Source organism: Streptomyces sp. SDT5-1, from assembly GCF_052245995.1.
In the GTDB taxonomy this organism is placed as follows: Bacteria; Actinomycetota; Actinomycetes; order Streptomycetales; family Streptomycetaceae; genus Streptomyces.
In genome coordinates, this window is record NZ_CM125963.1 from 2799921 (window position 1) to 2814633 (window position 14713).

General features: G+C 73.4%; 13 protein-coding genes. 9 read left to right on the plus strand and 4 right to left on the minus strand.

Annotation, left to right across the window (positions count from 1 at the left end; all coding sequences use genetic code 11):
- Positions 1-76: 76 nt before the first annotated feature.
- Both ACTWJ8_RS13075 and ACTWJ8_RS13080 read left to right on the plus strand, forming a co-directional pair.
- Positions 77-1225, plus strand: coding sequence for a PP2C family protein-serine/threonine phosphatase (locus ACTWJ8_RS13075; protein WP_356388637.1), 1149 nt, complete (start codon positions 77-79; stop codon positions 1223-1225).
- Between the two features lie 17 nt (positions 1226-1242).
- Positions 1243-2580 carry a hypothetical protein gene (locus ACTWJ8_RS13080; RefSeq protein ID WP_443263884.1) on the plus strand — a complete coding sequence of 446 codons (1338 nt, stop codon included), beginning with the start codon at positions 1243-1245 and terminating at the stop codon, positions 2578-2580.
- A gap of 11 nt (positions 2581-2591) precedes the next feature.
- Here ACTWJ8_RS13080 and ACTWJ8_RS13085 read toward each other — a convergent pair whose 3' ends face one another.
- On the minus strand, positions 2592-3383 hold the full coding sequence (locus ACTWJ8_RS13085) for a peptidoglycan recognition protein family protein (protein WP_356388633.1): 792 nt from the start codon (positions 3381-3383) through the stop codon (positions 2592-2594).
- Between the two features lie 93 nt (positions 3384-3476).
- On the opposite strand from ACTWJ8_RS13085, the gene ACTWJ8_RS13090 reads away from it, so the two are divergent.
- Positions 3477-4673 carry a MarP family serine protease gene (locus ACTWJ8_RS13090; protein ID WP_356388631.1) on the plus strand — a complete coding sequence of 399 codons (1197 nt, stop codon included), beginning with the start codon at positions 3477-3479 and terminating at the stop codon, positions 4671-4673.
- Between the two features lie 3 nt (positions 4674-4676).
- Here the strand turns inward: ACTWJ8_RS13090 and ACTWJ8_RS13095 are convergent, their stop codons facing one another.
- Entirely contained in the window at positions 4677-5270 is a 594-nt protein-coding gene (locus tag ACTWJ8_RS13095; protein WP_443263885.1) for a cysteine hydrolase family protein, read from the minus strand.
- Between the two features lie 85 nt (positions 5271-5355).
- Between ACTWJ8_RS13095 and ACTWJ8_RS13100 the strand changes: the two genes are divergently transcribed.
- Positions 5356-6357, plus strand: coding sequence for a GlxA family transcriptional regulator (locus ACTWJ8_RS13100; RefSeq protein ID WP_443263886.1), 1002 nt, complete (start codon positions 5356-5358; stop codon positions 6355-6357).
- Here the strand turns inward: ACTWJ8_RS13100 and ACTWJ8_RS13105 are convergent.
- The gene (locus ACTWJ8_RS13105) at positions 6351-7145 is read right to left on the minus strand and encodes an SDR family NAD(P)-dependent oxidoreductase (RefSeq protein WP_356388625.1); all 795 of its coding nucleotides are present in this window, start codon (positions 7143-7145) and stop codon (positions 6351-6353) included. The two genes, ACTWJ8_RS13100 and ACTWJ8_RS13105, sit on opposite strands and share 7 nt — an antisense overlap.
- A gap of 120 nt (positions 7146-7265) precedes the next feature.
- Between ACTWJ8_RS13105 and ACTWJ8_RS13110 the strand changes: the two genes are divergently transcribed.
- The gene (locus ACTWJ8_RS13110; RefSeq protein ID WP_443263887.1) at positions 7266-7898 is read left to right on the plus strand and encodes a TetR family transcriptional regulator; all 633 of its coding nucleotides are present in this window, start codon (positions 7266-7268) and stop codon (positions 7896-7898) included.
- A 173-nt stretch (positions 7899-8071) separates the two neighbouring features.
- Positions 8072-9403: an NAD(P)/FAD-dependent oxidoreductase gene (locus tag ACTWJ8_RS13115; protein WP_356388621.1), complete on the plus strand. Its 1332-nt coding sequence runs from the start codon at positions 8072-8074 to the stop codon at positions 9401-9403.
- Positions 9404-10619: 1216 nt separating this feature from the next.
- On the opposite strand, the gene ACTWJ8_RS13120 is transcribed toward ACTWJ8_RS13115, so the two are convergent.
- Positions 10620-12086 carry a regulator gene (locus ACTWJ8_RS13120; protein ID WP_443263888.1) on the minus strand — a complete coding sequence of 489 codons (1467 nt, stop codon included), beginning with the start codon at positions 12084-12086 and terminating at the stop codon, positions 10620-10622.
- Between the two features lie 298 nt (positions 12087-12384).
- Between ACTWJ8_RS13120 and lipB the strand changes: the two genes are divergently transcribed.
- The 3 genes from lipB to ACTWJ8_RS13135 all read left to right on the plus strand — a co-directional run bounded on the left by lipB (position 12385) and on the right by ACTWJ8_RS13135 (position 14695).
- Positions 12385-13188, plus strand: coding sequence for a lipoyl(octanoyl) transferase LipB (lipB, locus tag ACTWJ8_RS13125; protein WP_356388617.1), 804 nt, complete (start codon positions 12385-12387; stop codon positions 13186-13188).
- A gap of 112 nt (positions 13189-13300) precedes the next feature.
- Complete coding sequence (lipA, locus tag ACTWJ8_RS13130; RefSeq protein ID WP_356388615.1) at positions 13301-14266, plus strand: lipoyl synthase; 966 nt, start codon at positions 13301-13303, stop codon at positions 14264-14266.
- 234 nt (positions 14267-14500) lie between these two features.
- On the plus strand, positions 14501-14695 hold the full coding sequence (locus tag ACTWJ8_RS13135) for an SCO2195 family GlnR-regulated protein (protein ID WP_356388613.1): 195 nt from the start codon (positions 14501-14503) through the stop codon (positions 14693-14695).
- Positions 14696-14713 lie beyond the last annotated feature (18 nt).

Here is a 14713-nt window from a genome sequence, read left to right on the forward strand (position 1 = left end):
GTCACGGCGTGCGACGGGTGGCGAGTCATAGCAGGCTGAAGTGACACCGCTGTCGCGCGAAGGGAGGCAGGACCGGATGTCCTGGCCCGTCGCGCGTCGTACGGACGAGTCGCAGCGTGCCTGGCTGCGTGGGGCCCCGCCGCCGCGGTGGGTGCGGTGGCTGCCCGTGGTGCTTCTCGTGGCGTTGTACACGCTGCAGGCCGTGACGCGGCACCGGTTCGAGCTGGCGTTCCTGCTCGGGGCCATCCCGCCGCTCGCGGCCCTGACGTACGGTCCCGCCGTCACCGCGCTGTTCGGCGGCTGCGTGGTGCTGCTCCTGAACCTGCCGCGGATCGGGTTCGGGCGGCCGGGCAACAGCGACGTGCTGACCGTGACCTTCGTCGCCGTGCTCAGCGTCGTCATCGCGTGGGTCCGCAGCCGCAGGGACGAGCAGTTGGTCACGGTGCGCACGGTCGCCGAGGCCGCCCAGTTCGCGGTGCTCCCGCCGCTGCCGGAGCAGGTGGGCGGCGTGCGCTGCGCGGGCCTGTACCGGGCGGCGCACCGCGGCGCCCTGGTCGGCGGCGACCTCTTCGACGTGCGCAAGGGCCCGACGGGCGTACGGGCCGTCGTCGGCGACGTACAGGGGCACGGTCTGTCGGCGGTCGGCACGGTGGCGGGGCTGCTCGGCGCGTTCCGGGAGGCGGTGCTCGACCAGCGGGATCTGGAGGGCGTGGCGGCGCGTCTGGACCGGCGGCTCGTCGTGGACACGGCGCAGGACGAGCACGCGGAGCTGTTCGCGACGGCGGTGCTGCTCGAGTTCCCGGACCCTGAGCCCGGTGAGCCGCCCGTCGTGCACGTCGTCAGCTGCGGCCACCCGCACCCGTTGCTGCTGCGCGAGGGCCGGGTGACCGAACTCGACGTGCCGTCCGGTGCGCCGCTGGGGCTGGGCCTCGCGGAGGTGGCGCCGCCGCAGCGGCTCACGGTCGAGCTGCGGCCCGGTGACCGGCTGATCGCCGTGTCGGACGGGGTGACGGAGGCGCGGAACAAGGACGGCGCGTTCTATCCGCTCGGTGAACGGCTCCCGCAGTTCGCGGCGGAGGAACCGGCGGCGCTGACGGACGCGGTGTGGCGGGACGTGCTCCGGTTCGCGGGCTCCGTGCGGGACGATCTGACGCTGCTGGTCTTCGCCCCGCTCGTGCGCTCTCCCGACGCCACGCGGACCCCGGGCGTGCCTCGCGGGACGTGAGGTGTGAACGTAGGCGCATGAAGAACCCGGGACTCCCGCGCCGCCAGGGACACCGCCGTGCCGCGGCCACCGCCTCCGTACTGCTGCTGCCGCTCGTCCTCACCGCCTGTTCCGACGACGACGGGGCGACCAATCCGCCGCCCGCCGCGTCGCCCGCCGCGACGGCGACCGGCGCGCGCTGTGTGACGGACCGGCCGGCCGACGACCACGGCCCCGACGCGAAGCCGCGCGCGTGGGCCGGGTACACGGTCGACGACAAGTCCGTGGAGACGGAGGCCCAGGAGCGGTTCAAGCGGACCTCGCGCGACAAGTCGGTGCTGCTCGTCTCCGGATCCGGGAAGCTCACGACGCGCGACGCGAAGATCATCAAGCACGGCGGCACGTCGTCCGTCACCGCGTCCGACGGGCACGGCCTGAACGCGGCGGTGCTCGCCCGCGACGGCGGCACCCTCACGATGTCCGGCGGCCGGATGTCCACCCAGGACAAGGGCTCGACCGGCGTGTTCGCCTCCGGCAAGGACACGAGGGCCACGCTGCACTCGGGCGGCATCAGGACGCACGGCTCCTCCGCGCGCGGCGTCACGGCGGCGCACGGCGGCGAACTCGACCTGACGTACGTGGAGATCGACACGGCGGGCACGCAGGCGGCGCCGGTGGCCGTCGGGCCCGGCGGCGGGAAGGTCACGGTGTCGGGCGGCACGATGACCTCGGCGGGCTGCGGTTCGCCCGGCGTGCAGACGGCGGGCGAGGTGTCCCTCTCGCAGACGCTGTTCGACCTGGCGAACTCGGAGGCGTTCACGGTGGAGGCCGGGGGTTCGCTGAAGCTGAAGGACGTACGGGCGTCCGCCGCGGCGGGCGGCGTGGTGCTGCGCGGCGACGGCCGGGCCTCGTACCGGATGACGGGTGGCGCGCTCCAGGCGTCCGACGGCGACATCTTCTCCGTCCAGGGCGCCGACGCCGACATCACGCTGGACGGCGGCGCGGACGTGCAGACGAAGGACGGCAAGCTGCTGCGGGTCTCGGACGGCGGGAAGGCGGCGTTCAGGGCGAGCGACGAGAAGCTGAAGGGCAGCGTCGCCGTCGCGAAGGGCGGCTCCGCGACGCTCGACCTGACGGGCTCGACGAAGCTGGACGGAAAGATCGTCGGCGCGGCGTCCCTGACGCTCGGCCCGAAGACGGAGTGGTCCGTGTCGGGCGACTCGCCGCTCAAGAGCATCGGTCTCGCGGACGGCGCGAAGGTCTCCGACGTGATCGTGGGCAACGGTCACACGGTGACGTACGACAAGGCGTCGAGCCCCGATCTGCGCGGCAAGAAGTACCAGCTGGCGGGCGGCGGCGTGCTCAAGCCGGCGTAGGCGGACGGCGGCTACCCGCGGTCCTGGAGCGCGGCGGCGCGCTCCCTGATCCGGGGCAGCTCGCCCATCAGGGCCAGGCCGGGGCAGAACGTCTCGTAGCCGTCGCGGTGCCCGGACACGGCGAAGAACTCGTGGGCCTGGCCCGTCCGGTAGCGGGCGAGGTCGTTGGTGGACACGAGGCGGACGTGGGAGCGCGGGTCGATCCCGGACAGGCCCAGCTTCCAGGCGGCGACGGCGGCGATCGCGTCGGTCATCTCCTTCGGCACGGGGGTGCCCTCGGTGAACGTGCCGATCGCGGCGATCCCCGCCGTGTTCCGGTTGAAGCCCTGGGTGTGGGCGCCGATCACGGGACGGTCGGTGCCGCCCGCGCGCCCCTCGTAGACGGTGCCGCAGCGGTCGACGAGGAAGTTGTAGCCGATGTCGTCCCACTCCTTGCCGCCGGCCTGGCCCGCGTACAGGTAGCGGATGATGCGGGGCGCGTCCGCGCAGTCGTAGTCGTTCGGCGAGTCGGTGTGGTGCAGGAAGACGGCCTCGACGCGGTCGCCGTAGCGGATCGGGTCGCGGTGGTACGTGTCGGCGTCCTTCAGCCACCGGGAGCGGGGCACGATCCGGGGGCGCACGGCCGATGTCCGCCCCGGGGTCGCCGCGGCCTGCTTCACGGGCACGGCGGCCGGCAGCTCGCCGCGTGCCGTCGCCGCGAAGCGCTGCGGTCCCGGTCTGTCGACCGCCGCCGCGCACACCACGAGGAGCCCCAGGGCCACGGCCCCGGGCAGCCAGCACACCAGTCTTCGTACGACGCGCACGCCTCCAAGACTCCGCCCGGCGCGGCCTGTGCGGTCAGCCACAGTGGGCCAGGTGGCGGAACCATCGGGGTCCGGTGGGCGTTTCTTACCGGTATGGACCTCCACCTGCTCGACGTGCTGCTGGTCGTGGTGGCCCTCGCCCACGCCGTCTCGGGCTACCGGCGCGGACTGCTCGCGGGCTGCGTCTCGCTGGCCGGGTTCGTGGGCGGCGCGGTCGTCGGCGTCTGGCTGCTGCCGTTCCTGATGGAGACGGTCACGCCGGGCACCACCTCGGCCACGGTCGTCGCCGTGCTCACGGTTCTCGTGCCGGCCGTCGCCGGGCACGGGCTCGCCGGGCTGCTCGCGGCACGGGTGCGCGGCGGCATGTCGCACGCGCCGGGGCCGCTGCGGGTGGCCGACGGGGTGGGCGGCGGCGCGGCGAGCGCGCTGGCCGTCCTGGTGGTGGCGTGGGTCGCGGGCAGCGTCCTGGTCGCCTCCTCCTCGACGGTCCTCAACCAGGCGATCCGCAATTCGACGGTCCTCGGGGCCGTGCAGGACACCATGCCGTCGACGACGCCCTCCTGGTTCTCGCAGGCCACGGGCGCGCTCACGTCGGCGGGCTTCCCGCAGGTCTTCGACCCGTTCGCGAGCGAGCCGCCCGCCGAGGTGGCCGAGCCGTCGGGTGACAACGTGACGGCGAGGGCCACCAGCGCGGCACAGCGCAGCAGCGTCAAGGTGGAGGGCGCGTCCGGCACGCAGGGCCGCGAGGGCAGCGGCTTCGTGTACGCGTCGCAGCACGTCATGACGAACGCGCACGTGGTCGCGGGCATCGACGACCCGACGGTCCGGGTGGGCGGCACGGGACGCGCGTACGAGGCGAAGGTGGTTCTCTTCGACCCGGACAAGGACGTCGCGGTCCTCTACGTGCCCGGGCTCGACGCCCCGGCCCTGCGCTTCGACGACTCCGCCGCGCGCGGCGACGCCGCCGTGGTCGCGGGCTACCCGCAGGACGGCGGCCTCGACCTCCAGGCCGCCACGGTCGACGACACGATCAAGGCGGCCGGGCAGGACATCTACGGCTCGGGCAATGTCACCCGCGACATCTACTCGATCCGCTCCACGGTCCTGCCCGGCAACTCCGGCGGCCCGCTCCTGGACACCGACGGCGAGGTGTACGGGGTGGTGTTCGCCCGGTCCACGACGGACGACGGGACGGGCTATGTGCTGACCGCCGACGAGGTGGCGCCCGACGCGCAGCGGGCGGCTTCGGCGACGGCCCCGGTGGACACCGGCCGGCTGGTCGAGTCGTAGGGCTCAGGAGAGGTCGGCGCCGGTCGGGACGACGACCCCGTACAGGTCGGTGATCGTCGCCATCGCCCCGAGGTGCACCTGCTCGGCGGGCAGCTCGACGCCGCCGACCGAGGTCAGGGGCCGGGTCGCGCAGGCGTCGGCGACGACGGTCGGCCGGTTCCCGCGCAGGAAGGCGCCCTGCGCGGTGAACTGCACGCACATGTGCGACATGAAGCCGATGACGACGACGTCCTTGTGGCCCGCGGCGTCGACGAGCTTGCCGAGGTCGGTGCCGACGAAGGAGTCCGGGGCGGGCTTGACCACGACGGCCTCGCCCTCGACCGGCGCCACGTCGGGGTGGATCGCCCCGATCTCGGCGCGGACGTCGTACGCGGAGCCCTCGCCGCCGTCGTGCTGGACGTGCACGACCGTCGAACCGGCCGCGCGGGCGCGGGCGAGGAGCTCGGCGGCGTTGTCGAGGGCGGTCCGCCAGCCCTCCAGCTCCATCACGCCGCGGGTGTAGGTGTTCTGGTAGTCGACCAGGATCAGCGTCGCGTCGGCGAGCGAGGCGGGCGTCTCGTCGAGTCCGTTGAGGGTGCGCAGAGTCGTTGTTGGCATGTCTGGAACGCTACGAGCGGCGCCGCCATGTCGGCAATGACGCCTAACATGCAGATCCGGACATGCCACCGTGAGAGGGGCCCCTGTGAGCGCGACCGACGCGACCGAACGACTCGTCGTCATCGTCCTGTTCGACGGCGTCGACACGCTCGACGTCACGGGCCCGCCCGAGGTGTTCGCGCTGGTCCGACGCGAGGGCGACGCCGACTACCGGGTGCTGCTCGCGGCCGAGACCCTGGACCCGGTCACGACATCGGCGGGCGTACGCGTGCTGCCCGACGTCACCTTCGACGACGCGGCCCGCCTGTCCATCGACACGCTCCTGGTGCCGGGGTCGGTGGAGGCCGACGCGGAGCGCGGGGTGCGGGCGCTCGCGGAGCCCGCCGTGGTCGACCGGGTGCGGACGCTCGCGGGGCGGGCGCGGCGGGTGGCGTCGGTCTGCGTCGGGGCACATCTGCTGGCGGCGGCCGGACTGCTCGACGGGAAGCGGGCGACCACGCACTGGTCGACCGCGCGCCAGCTGGCCGAGGAGCACCCGGAGATCGACGTCGACCCCGACCCGATCTTCATCCGTGAGGGAGACATCTGGACGGGGGCGGGCATCAGCTCCTGCCTCGACCTGTCGCTCGCGCTGGTCGCGGACGACCTCGGCGAGCGGACGGCGCTGCGGGTGGCGCGGCAGCTGGTGATGTACCTGAAGCGGCCGAGCGGCCAGAGCCAGTTCAGCGTGCCGCTGGCGCAGGCCGCCACGACCCGGCGCGTCGACGACCTGCGCCAGCACATCACCCGGAACCTCGCGGCGCCGCTCACGGTCGCGGAGCTCGCCGCGCACGCCCACGTCAGCGAGCGCCAGCTCACCCGGATCTTCAAGTCCGAACTGGGCACGACCCCGAGCGCGTACGTGGAGTCGGCGCGCGTCGAGCGGGCCCGCCAGCTCCTCGAGTCCGGCGACGACACGCTCGACCGGATCGCCTCCGCGTGCGGCTTCGGCACGACGGACACCCTGGTGCGGGCGTTCCGCCGCCGGCTCGACACGACACCGACGGCGTACCGGCACCGCTTCAGGGTGGTTCCCGCGGCTCAGTAGTGCGTGCCGCCATCGATACGGATCTCCGTACCGGTGATGAACTTGCCGTCGTCCGAGGCGAGCATCGCGACGACGCCGGCCACGGACTCGGGCCCGGCGAACCCGTCGCCGAGACCGGGCGCCAGCTTCGTGAACAGGCTCCAGTCGGTGTCCTCCGGCAGACCGGGGCCCTGGCTCTGCTTGCTCTCGCCCGAACCGTCGGTCATGCCGGACGAGATCGAGCCGGGCTGCACGGCGGTGAACCGGATGCCCTGCTTGCTGTACTCGGCGGCCAGCGCGTGCGTCATGGACTGGATGCCGCCCTTGCTCGCCGCGTACGCCGCCATGTACGGGTGGGCGAACATCGCGGACGTCGAGCTGAAGTTGACGACGGCGGGGCCGTCGCCCTGGAGCAGGGCGGGTATCGCCTCGCGGATCATCAGGAAGGTGCCGGTGAGGTTCACCGCGATCACCTGGTTGAACTCGGCGAGCGTGGTCTTCTCGGTGTGCGAGGAGCGCAGGATGCCGGCGGCGTTGACGAGCACGTCGAGCCCGCCGAGCGTCTGCACGGCGGCGGCGACGGCGTCGCGCACGGAGGCCTCGTCGGCGATGTTCACGACGACCGTGGTGAGGCGCTCGGCGGCGGCGCCGGCCTTGGCGACGGTGTCCTTCAGGCCGGCCTCGCTGACGTCGGCGGCGACGACGCGGCCGCCCTCCGCCAGCATGCGCAGCACGGTGGCCTGGCCGATGCCGGAGCCACCACCGGTGACCAGCGCGCGGCGCCCCTCGTAACGGTTCAGGTGGTTCATGGCGTCTCCTCACGTTCCTGTGTGCGTCCTCGCACGCTGCTCACCGTACGCTTCGGTGGCACGTTTTGCCATAACGGCGTTCCGTGCCAATTCATTCCCGGTGCGGCTACGCTACGTCGGGTGAACGAGTCCAGAACGCCCTCTTCGTCGCCTTCGCAGCCGTCGCTCACCGAACGCCGCAAGGCGGCGACCCAGCTCGACATCGCCCGCGCGGCGATGGAGCTGTTCACCGAGAAGGGGCCCGACGGCACCACGGCCGAGGAGATCGCGCGCGGCGCGGGGGTCGCGCTGCGCACCTTCTACCGCTACTTCCGCAACAAGCAGGACGCCGTCGGCCCGCTCCTCGCCTCCGGCGGCGCCCGCTGGCGCGAGCTGCTGGCCGCGACGGAACCGGGCACGCCCCTCCTCCAGGCCCTCGAAGCGGCCGCGGTGACCTCCCTCTCGCCGCAGGACGCGGCGGCGGAGGAGGCCCTGCACGGCACGCGGACGCTGCTGCGGGCGGCCCAGGAGGACCCGGCGCTGCGGGCGGTCTGGTACCGCGTGAACCAGGAGTCGGAAGAGCAACTGCTCCCGGTGATCGCCGACTTGACGGGCCCCGGGGCGGACCCCCTGGAAACCCGCCTCACGGCTGCGGCCGCCACGGACGCGATCCGTGTGGCCCTGGAGCTCTGGTCCACGACCGACTCCCCCACGTCGGGGCCGGGTTCGCCGTCCGCGTTGGCGGCGAGGGGGTTGCGGCATCTGGTCGGGTAGACCCTTCGCGGGGTGTGCGACCGGTGTGCCTCCGTGCCGCCCCCGCGCGCGACTGACCGGGGCGGTGGGCGGGCCTAGTCTCGAGTTCCCTGAGGCCGAACTCAGGTATCCCGAAGGCGCGTTGAGGGCATGAGGCCCCCGGACGCCAGCCACCGACTCGCCGGAGGCACACCGTGCTCGACCCCGCAGACACACCATCGGGAGCCATCGTCGTCGTGGGCGCCGGAGTCGCGGGACTCGCGGCGGCCCAGCACCTGACCAGGGCGGGCCTGCGCCCCCTGGTCCTGGAGGCCGCCACGGGCATCGGCGGCCGCATGACCACCGAGAAGGTCGACGGCTTCCGCCTCGACCGGACCGGCCGGCCGCTGTGCACCGCGTACCCCGAACTGCGCCGCACGCCCGCCCTCGCGCCCCTCGTTCTGCGCCCCTACTCCCCCGGCGCGCTCGTGCACAGCGGCGGCCGACGCCACCGGGCCGGCGAACCCGGCGGCCCCCGGCGCACAAGGGGCGCACTCAGTGCGGCGCGCGCCATGGCGAGCGCCCCCAGAGCTCCGCGCGGTACGCGCCCCACCCTCGGCACCCCGCTCGACCACGCCCGCCTCGGCGCGGCACTGGCACGCATCGCCTCGACCTCGCCGCCCCGCCTCCTCACCCGCCCCGAACTCCCCGCCCACCAGGCCCTGCTGGACCGCGGGATACCGCCCGCCACCCTCCACGGTTTCGTACGCCCCCTGCTCTCGGCCCTGCTCTGCGACCCGGACCTGACGACCTCCAGCCGCTGCGCCGACCTGGCCCTGCACGCGTACGCCGCCGGCCGGCTCGCCGTGCCGGAGGGCGGGGCGGACGCGCTGCCGGAGCTCCTCGCGGCGGGGCTCCCGGCGGGGACGGTGCAGACCGGCGTACGGGTGACGGCGATCGCCACGACGTCCGTCACCACCGCCGAACTCGGCGAAATCCCGTGCCGGGCCGTGGTGTTGGCGACCGGGGCGCACGAGGCGGCGGCGCTCCTTCCCGGACTGCGCCTCCCCGACTTCCACGAGGTGACGGTGGTGCACCACGCCGTGCCCGAACCACCGCTGGCGGAGCCCGCGTTGCTGCTCGACGCCGACCGTGGCGGGCCGGTCGCCCACACGTCGGTGATCAGTCAGGTCGACCCGAGCCGCGCCCCCGCGGGCCGTTCCCTGGTCTCCTCGACGATCCTCGGACCGCCGCCCACGGACCGCGAACTCCGCGCCCACCTCGGTGTCCTCTACGGGACGTCGACGGCGGGGTGGGAGACCCTGTCCGTACGTCACGACGCCCACGCCGTCCCGGCGATGCGACCCCCGCACGACCCGCGCCGTCCGGTGCGGCTCCTCGACGGCCTCTACGTGTGCGGGGACCACCGGGACACCAGCACGGTGCAGGGCGCCCTCCACTCGGCCCGCCGGGCGACCCGGGCACTCCTGAGGGACCTGGGCGTCTCCACCCCCACGTCGCCGCACGCCCTCCCGAACGCGGCCTGACCCCCTCGACCGCGCCCGCCTCCGTGGCCCATTCCGGGGGCGGGCGCCCCCACCCTCCGGGCCCCACCCGCCCGCTCCGCCGGTCCCCCGCCACCTACGGCCTGTTGCCCGGGGGAGCCGAGGCCCCCGGCACCCCCGAGCCAAGGCACCCAGCCGCCCCGAGCCGAGCCGCTCGACTCCCCCGCGCCAGTCCGCTCGGCGCCCCGCACCGGAGCGCCCTGTCACCCTGCCCACCCGGGCCCCGGCACCCACCCATCTCCCACCCACCCGCCCCCTCCGGAGGCTCGGCCCGTCGGCTGGGGCTCGCATCGGCGCGCGGCACCGCGACCCTGAACTTCACCAGGGTCGACGCCTGCCGTCCCAGTTGCACGGCACCCGCCCTGCCGTCCTGGGCTCCACTGACGGTCGGGAAGCCGTTCCGGCGGCCGCCTGCCCGGGGCGTGGCACGGTCTGCCGCAACAGGTAAGGAGAGCCGTGTTGGCGACGCTTGCCGGAGGCGGGTTGTTGCGGCCATCCGCAGCCGTTGCGGCACCCCCGTGAAGGCCGGCGGGTTCTCGGGCGGCGGGCGGCCCGAGACGGGTGGGGGTGACCGCAACGGGGGCGAGGCGCCCCAGCGAGAGCCGCCTCGCGGCGGGGCAGTCGGCCGTGCCAGGTAGGGAGGCGTGTCAGTAACAGGCCGCCCAAGGCGGTCTTGCAGACAACCGCAACGGCAGCGAGCCGCCGGGACGGGTGCGGACGACCGCAGTGGGTTGCGGCACCCCGCGGGGCCTACGCCCCCGGAGGGGGGCGGTGGGCGGGACATTGGGCGGCGGCAGCGGCCCCAAGGCGGGCCGAGGCGCGATCGCAACGGGTGGCGGGGCGCCCCGGCGAGAATCGCCTCTCACCAGGGGCGGTCGGCCATGCCAGGTCGGGAGGCGGCGGCAGGTTGTGCGAACGGCCCCTGCTGCGGCGAGCCGTCTCCCGGGGCGCGGGCGACTGCATTAGGTTGCGGCACCCCGCGGGGCCTACGCCCCTGGAGGGGGCGGGTGGGTGGGAGATTGGGCGGCGGAGCCAAAGGGCCAGGCGGCGGGGTACCTGGTGGGGACGGTGCGGCAGGTACATCGAGCCCCTGCGGCGATGGAGCAGCGGGGACCGGGGCGGAGCCCCGAGGCGTAGGGGTGGGTAGGCCAGGAGGGCGGCCCGCCGACGTCACACGCTCAGCCGCCCCACCGCAACCTCACCCCAGTGCCGCCACCCGCTCCCGGTACCCCCGGACGGGCCCCGCGTCGCGGTACGGCTCCAGGCGGCGCTCGAAGTCGCGGACGTACTCGTGCGCCCGCACCGACCTCATCTCCGCCGCCGCCACCGCCGCCTCCGCCCCGATCGCACACGCGGTGTCGAGTTCGCCGAGGCCGAGTCGTGCCGACGCCAGGACCACCCGGCAGAAGAGGCGGCTGCGCGCGAAGCCCGGTGACCGCAGCTGCAGGGACCGCTCCGCGTGCTGCGCCGCCGCCCGGTACTGCTGAAGATCCCGGTGGCAGTGCCCGAACTCGTCCGCCAGCTGCGCCTCGTCGAAGAACCGCGCCCACGGCGGCACCTCGTCCCCGGGCCGCACCGCCCCGAGCGCCCGCTCGGCCCGCACGAGGGACGCCGTGCACGCCCGCACCTCGCCCAGCACCCCGTGCCCACGCGCCTCGACGGCGTGCAGCAGCGCCTGCACGGTGGGCGGCGCCGCCGCGCCCACCCCCTGCTGCGCCACCCGCGCGAGCTGCACCGCTTCCCGCCCGTGCCCGAGGTAGACGGCCTGCCGGCTCATGGTGACCAGCACGTACGACCCGTACATCCGGTCCCCGGCCGCCTGCGAGAGCCGCAGCGCCTGTACGAAGTACCGCTGCGCGAGGCCGTGCGCCCCGATGTCGTACGAGGTCCAGCCCGCGAGCCGGGTGAGGTCGGCGACGGCGCTGAACAGGCGCCGCCCGTGCTGCTCCCCGTACGCCCCGCGCAGCATGGGTTCCGCCTCGTGCTCCAGGTACCGCACGAGGGCCTGCCGCGCGTGCCCGCCCCCGTACGCGTGGTCGAGGGCGCGGAAGAGTTCGCCGACGGAGCGCAGCGCCGCGATGTCACCGCTCGTGACCCGGTGACCCGGGCCGCGCTCGGTCTGCCCGCGCTGGCGCGGCACGGAGGCGACGGCCGCCTCGACGGTCGCGCCCGCGGCCCGTCCCTGTACGGGCACCCGCTGCGGCTGCTCCCCGTGCGCGACCCGGTCGTCGGCCCGCCCGATCAGCCAGTCGCGGCTGGGCACCACGAGTCCGGCCGGGGTGAACGCGATCTTGCGGAGTTCGGCGTGGCTGCCGGAGTCCTTGCGCCACAGGCCGCTGACGATGTCGACGGCCTCCTCGGGCGAGCCCGCGAACTCCAGGCCCGCGTACACCGGCGCGCACGCGTCGAGCCCGAGGTCCTGTGCGGAGAGCCGGCGGCCGAGGCGGCGCGTGAAGACCTCGGCGATCAGCGCGGGCGTGGTCCCTCTGGGCTGCTGCCCCCGCAGCCACCGGGTCACGGATGTCTTGTCGTACCGCAGGTCGAGCCCGTGCTCGAGCCCGAGCTGGTCCACGCGGCGCGCGAGGCCCGCGTTGGAGAACCCGGCCTCCGCGATGAGCGCGGCGAGCTGGCGGTTCGGGGTGCGCTGCGGAGGTCGTTCCGTCATGCTGTGCGATTGCCTTCCGGGCCCTGGGAAGCGATAAAGGGGGGCCATGGACTGCCCCCCTTTGGTCGCGGCTCCTTAATGGAACGGCGTGTGCCGTGACCGGTTCCCGCTCACGGACGGCGCCGAAATTATCACGGAGCGCACACGGCGTCCCCCAATCAGCCGAGCCGAACCCCTCCTTCATCCGATCGTGTGACAAACCGCGTAAGGGGTGGACGGCGGCGGCGTCACCCCGGAGCCGTACAGTTGCTCCGGGCGCGCTATATGCACGGTGAAGGTTCTTAGGGAGGCACTTGCCGTGAGTGAGTTCCGGTTCGTCCGCATGGGTTTCGGTGCGGACATGGTCGATTACCAGGTCGCCTGGGACGAGCAGCGCCGGGTGCACGCCGCCCGGTTCGCGGACGAGGTGCCGGACACCTGTCTGCTGCTCGAGCACCCGCCGGTCTACACGGCGGGCCGCCGCACCTCCCCCGAGGAGCGCCCGCTGGACGGTACCCCGGTCATCGACGTGGACCGCGGCGGCAAGATCACCTGGCACGGTCCCGGGCAGCTCGTCGGCTACCCGATCCAGAAGCTCCCGCGCCCCGTGGACGTGGTCGCGCATCTGCGCCGCCTTGAGGACGCGATGATCGCGGTCTGTGCCGAGTTCGGCATCGAGGCCGCGCGCGTGGAGGGCCGGGCCGGGGTGTGGGTGCTCGGTGACCCCATCGAGCAGCGGACGAACCTCGGCGGGCTCTCGCTCGACTTCAACCCGCGGCTGAGCAGTGAGGACGAGGAGTTCGACCACCGGCTCGTCGGCCCCGAGTACGCGCCGTCGAACGCGGGCCAGCGGCACGAGGACCGGAAGATCTGCGCGATGGGCATCCGCGTCGCCAAGGGCGTCACGATGCACGGCTTCGCGCTGAACGTGAATCCGGACACCTCGAACTTCGACAAGATCATCCCGTGCGGCATCCGCGACGCGGGCGTGACCTCGCTCTCGTACGAGCTGGGGCGCGAGGTCACCATGGACGAGGTGCTGCCGATCGCGGAGAAGCATCTGCAGGACGTCCTGGGGAACGCGGACCTGAAGCCGCGCGTGGTCGAGAAGGCCTCGGTCTAGCCCGTACGGGGAATGCACCCCGCAGGCCACCGGTTGGCCACCCGTGAGGGCCATGAACATCACGGGCGTACCCTGATGTACGCCGAGGAATCAAAGCTTTAGGGAGCCGGTCGTGTCCGCAGTCGCACCCGACGGACGCAAGATGCTGCGCCTGGAGGTCCGCAACAGCCAGACCCCCATCGAGCGCAAGCCCGAGTGGATCAAGACCCGGGCGAAAATGGGTCCCGAATACACCAAGATGCAGAACCTCGTGAAGTCCGAGGGCTTGCACACGGTCTGCCAGGAGGCGGGCTGTCCCAACATCTACGAGTGCTGGGAGGACCGCGAGGCCACGTTCCTCATCGGCGGCGACCAGTGCACCCGGCGCTGCGACTTCTGCCAGATCGACACGGGCAAGCCGGAGCCGCTGGACCGTGACGAGCCGCGCCGCGTCGGCGAGTCCGTCGTCACGATGGACCTGAACTACGCCACGATCACCGGCGTCGCCCGCGACGACCTGGAGGACGGCGGCGCCTGGCTGTACGCGGAGACGGTCCGCCAGATCCACCGCCAGACCACGAACCGGCCCGAGGGCCGCACCAAGGTCGAGCTCCTCGCCCCGGACTTCAACGCGAACCCGGAGCAGCTGGCCGAGGTCTTCTCCTCCCGCCCCGAGGTCTTCGCGCACAACGTCGAGACGGTTCCGCGGATCTTCAAGCGGATCCGTCCGGGCTTCCGCTACGAGCGCTCGCTGAAGGTCATCACCGAAGCCCGCGACTTCGGCCTCGTCACCAAGTCGAACCTGATCCTCGGCATGGGCGAGACCCGTGAGGAGATCAGCGAGGCGCTGCGCCAGCTGCACGACGCCGGCTGCGAGCTGGTCACCATCACGCAGTACCTGCGCCCGTCCGTGCGCCACCACCCGGTGGAGCGCTGGGTGAAGCCGCAGGAGTTCGTGGAGCTGAAGGACGAGGCCGAGCAGATCGGTTTCTCCGGTGTCATGTCGGGCCCGCTGGTCCGCTCCTCGTACCGTGCGGGCCGCCTCTTCCAGATGGCCAAGGAGAAGCGCGGCTCGTTCAGCGCCACGCAGGCCGTGTGAATTCGCGCACAAGAGATTACTGACCGGTAGTGGCCGGTATGACGCGGCCCCGGCCGTCCCCGCAGATGAGAGGGACGACCGGGGCCGCTTCCTCGTTCAGGACCCGCGCATCGGGGCTTCATGGGTGTTTGACCGTCCGGTCACGCCCTGGTAACACCAATCAGTGACTCTGGAATCACGCCCCGTACATCCCGTGCCACTGCCGTGATCAGCCTTCTAGGGGGGACCCCGACCATGCAGGCCGCGCCCGTCCGCGCCACCGCCATCCCGACCGTCACCGACGCGCTGCGCGCCGTCGAGTCGCTGCTCATGAGCGGCGGCCAGCGCACCGCCCGCCGCAACGCCTGGACGTCCGTCCTGGAGGACCGCCGCCGCGCCAAGGATCGCGTCGAGGCCCAGCGCGTCCTGGAGGCCGTCTCTCAGGGCTGAGCGAACCTCTGAACGAAC

Excerpts from the sequence above, each read along its gene's own strand:
- ACTWJ8_RS13095 (WP_443263885.1), bottom strand. The coding sequence starts at position 5,270 with ATGCCAACAACGACTCTGCGCACCCTCAACGGACTCGACGAGACGCCC.
- ACTWJ8_RS13120 (WP_443263888.1), bottom strand. The coding sequence starts at position 12,086 with ATGACGGAACGACCTCCGCAGCGCACCCCGAACCGCCAGCTCGCCGCG.
- ACTWJ8_RS13105 (WP_356388625.1), bottom strand. The coding sequence starts at position 7,145 with ATGAACCACCTGAACCGTTACGAGGGGCGCCGCGCGCTGGTCACCGGT.
- ACTWJ8_RS13135 (WP_356388613.1), top strand. The coding sequence starts at position 14,501 with ATGCAGGCCGCGCCCGTCCGCGCCACCGCCATCCCGACCGTCACCGAC.
- ACTWJ8_RS13090 (WP_356388631.1), top strand. The coding sequence starts at position 3,477 with ATGGACCTCCACCTGCTCGACGTGCTGCTGGTCGTGGTGGCCCTCGCC.
- ACTWJ8_RS13080 (WP_443263884.1), top strand. The coding sequence starts at position 1,243 with ATGAAGAACCCGGGACTCCCGCGCCGCCAGGGACACCGCCGTGCCGCG.
- ACTWJ8_RS13075 (WP_356388637.1), top strand. The coding sequence starts at position 77 with ATGTCCTGGCCCGTCGCGCGTCGTACGGACGAGTCGCAGCGTGCCTGG.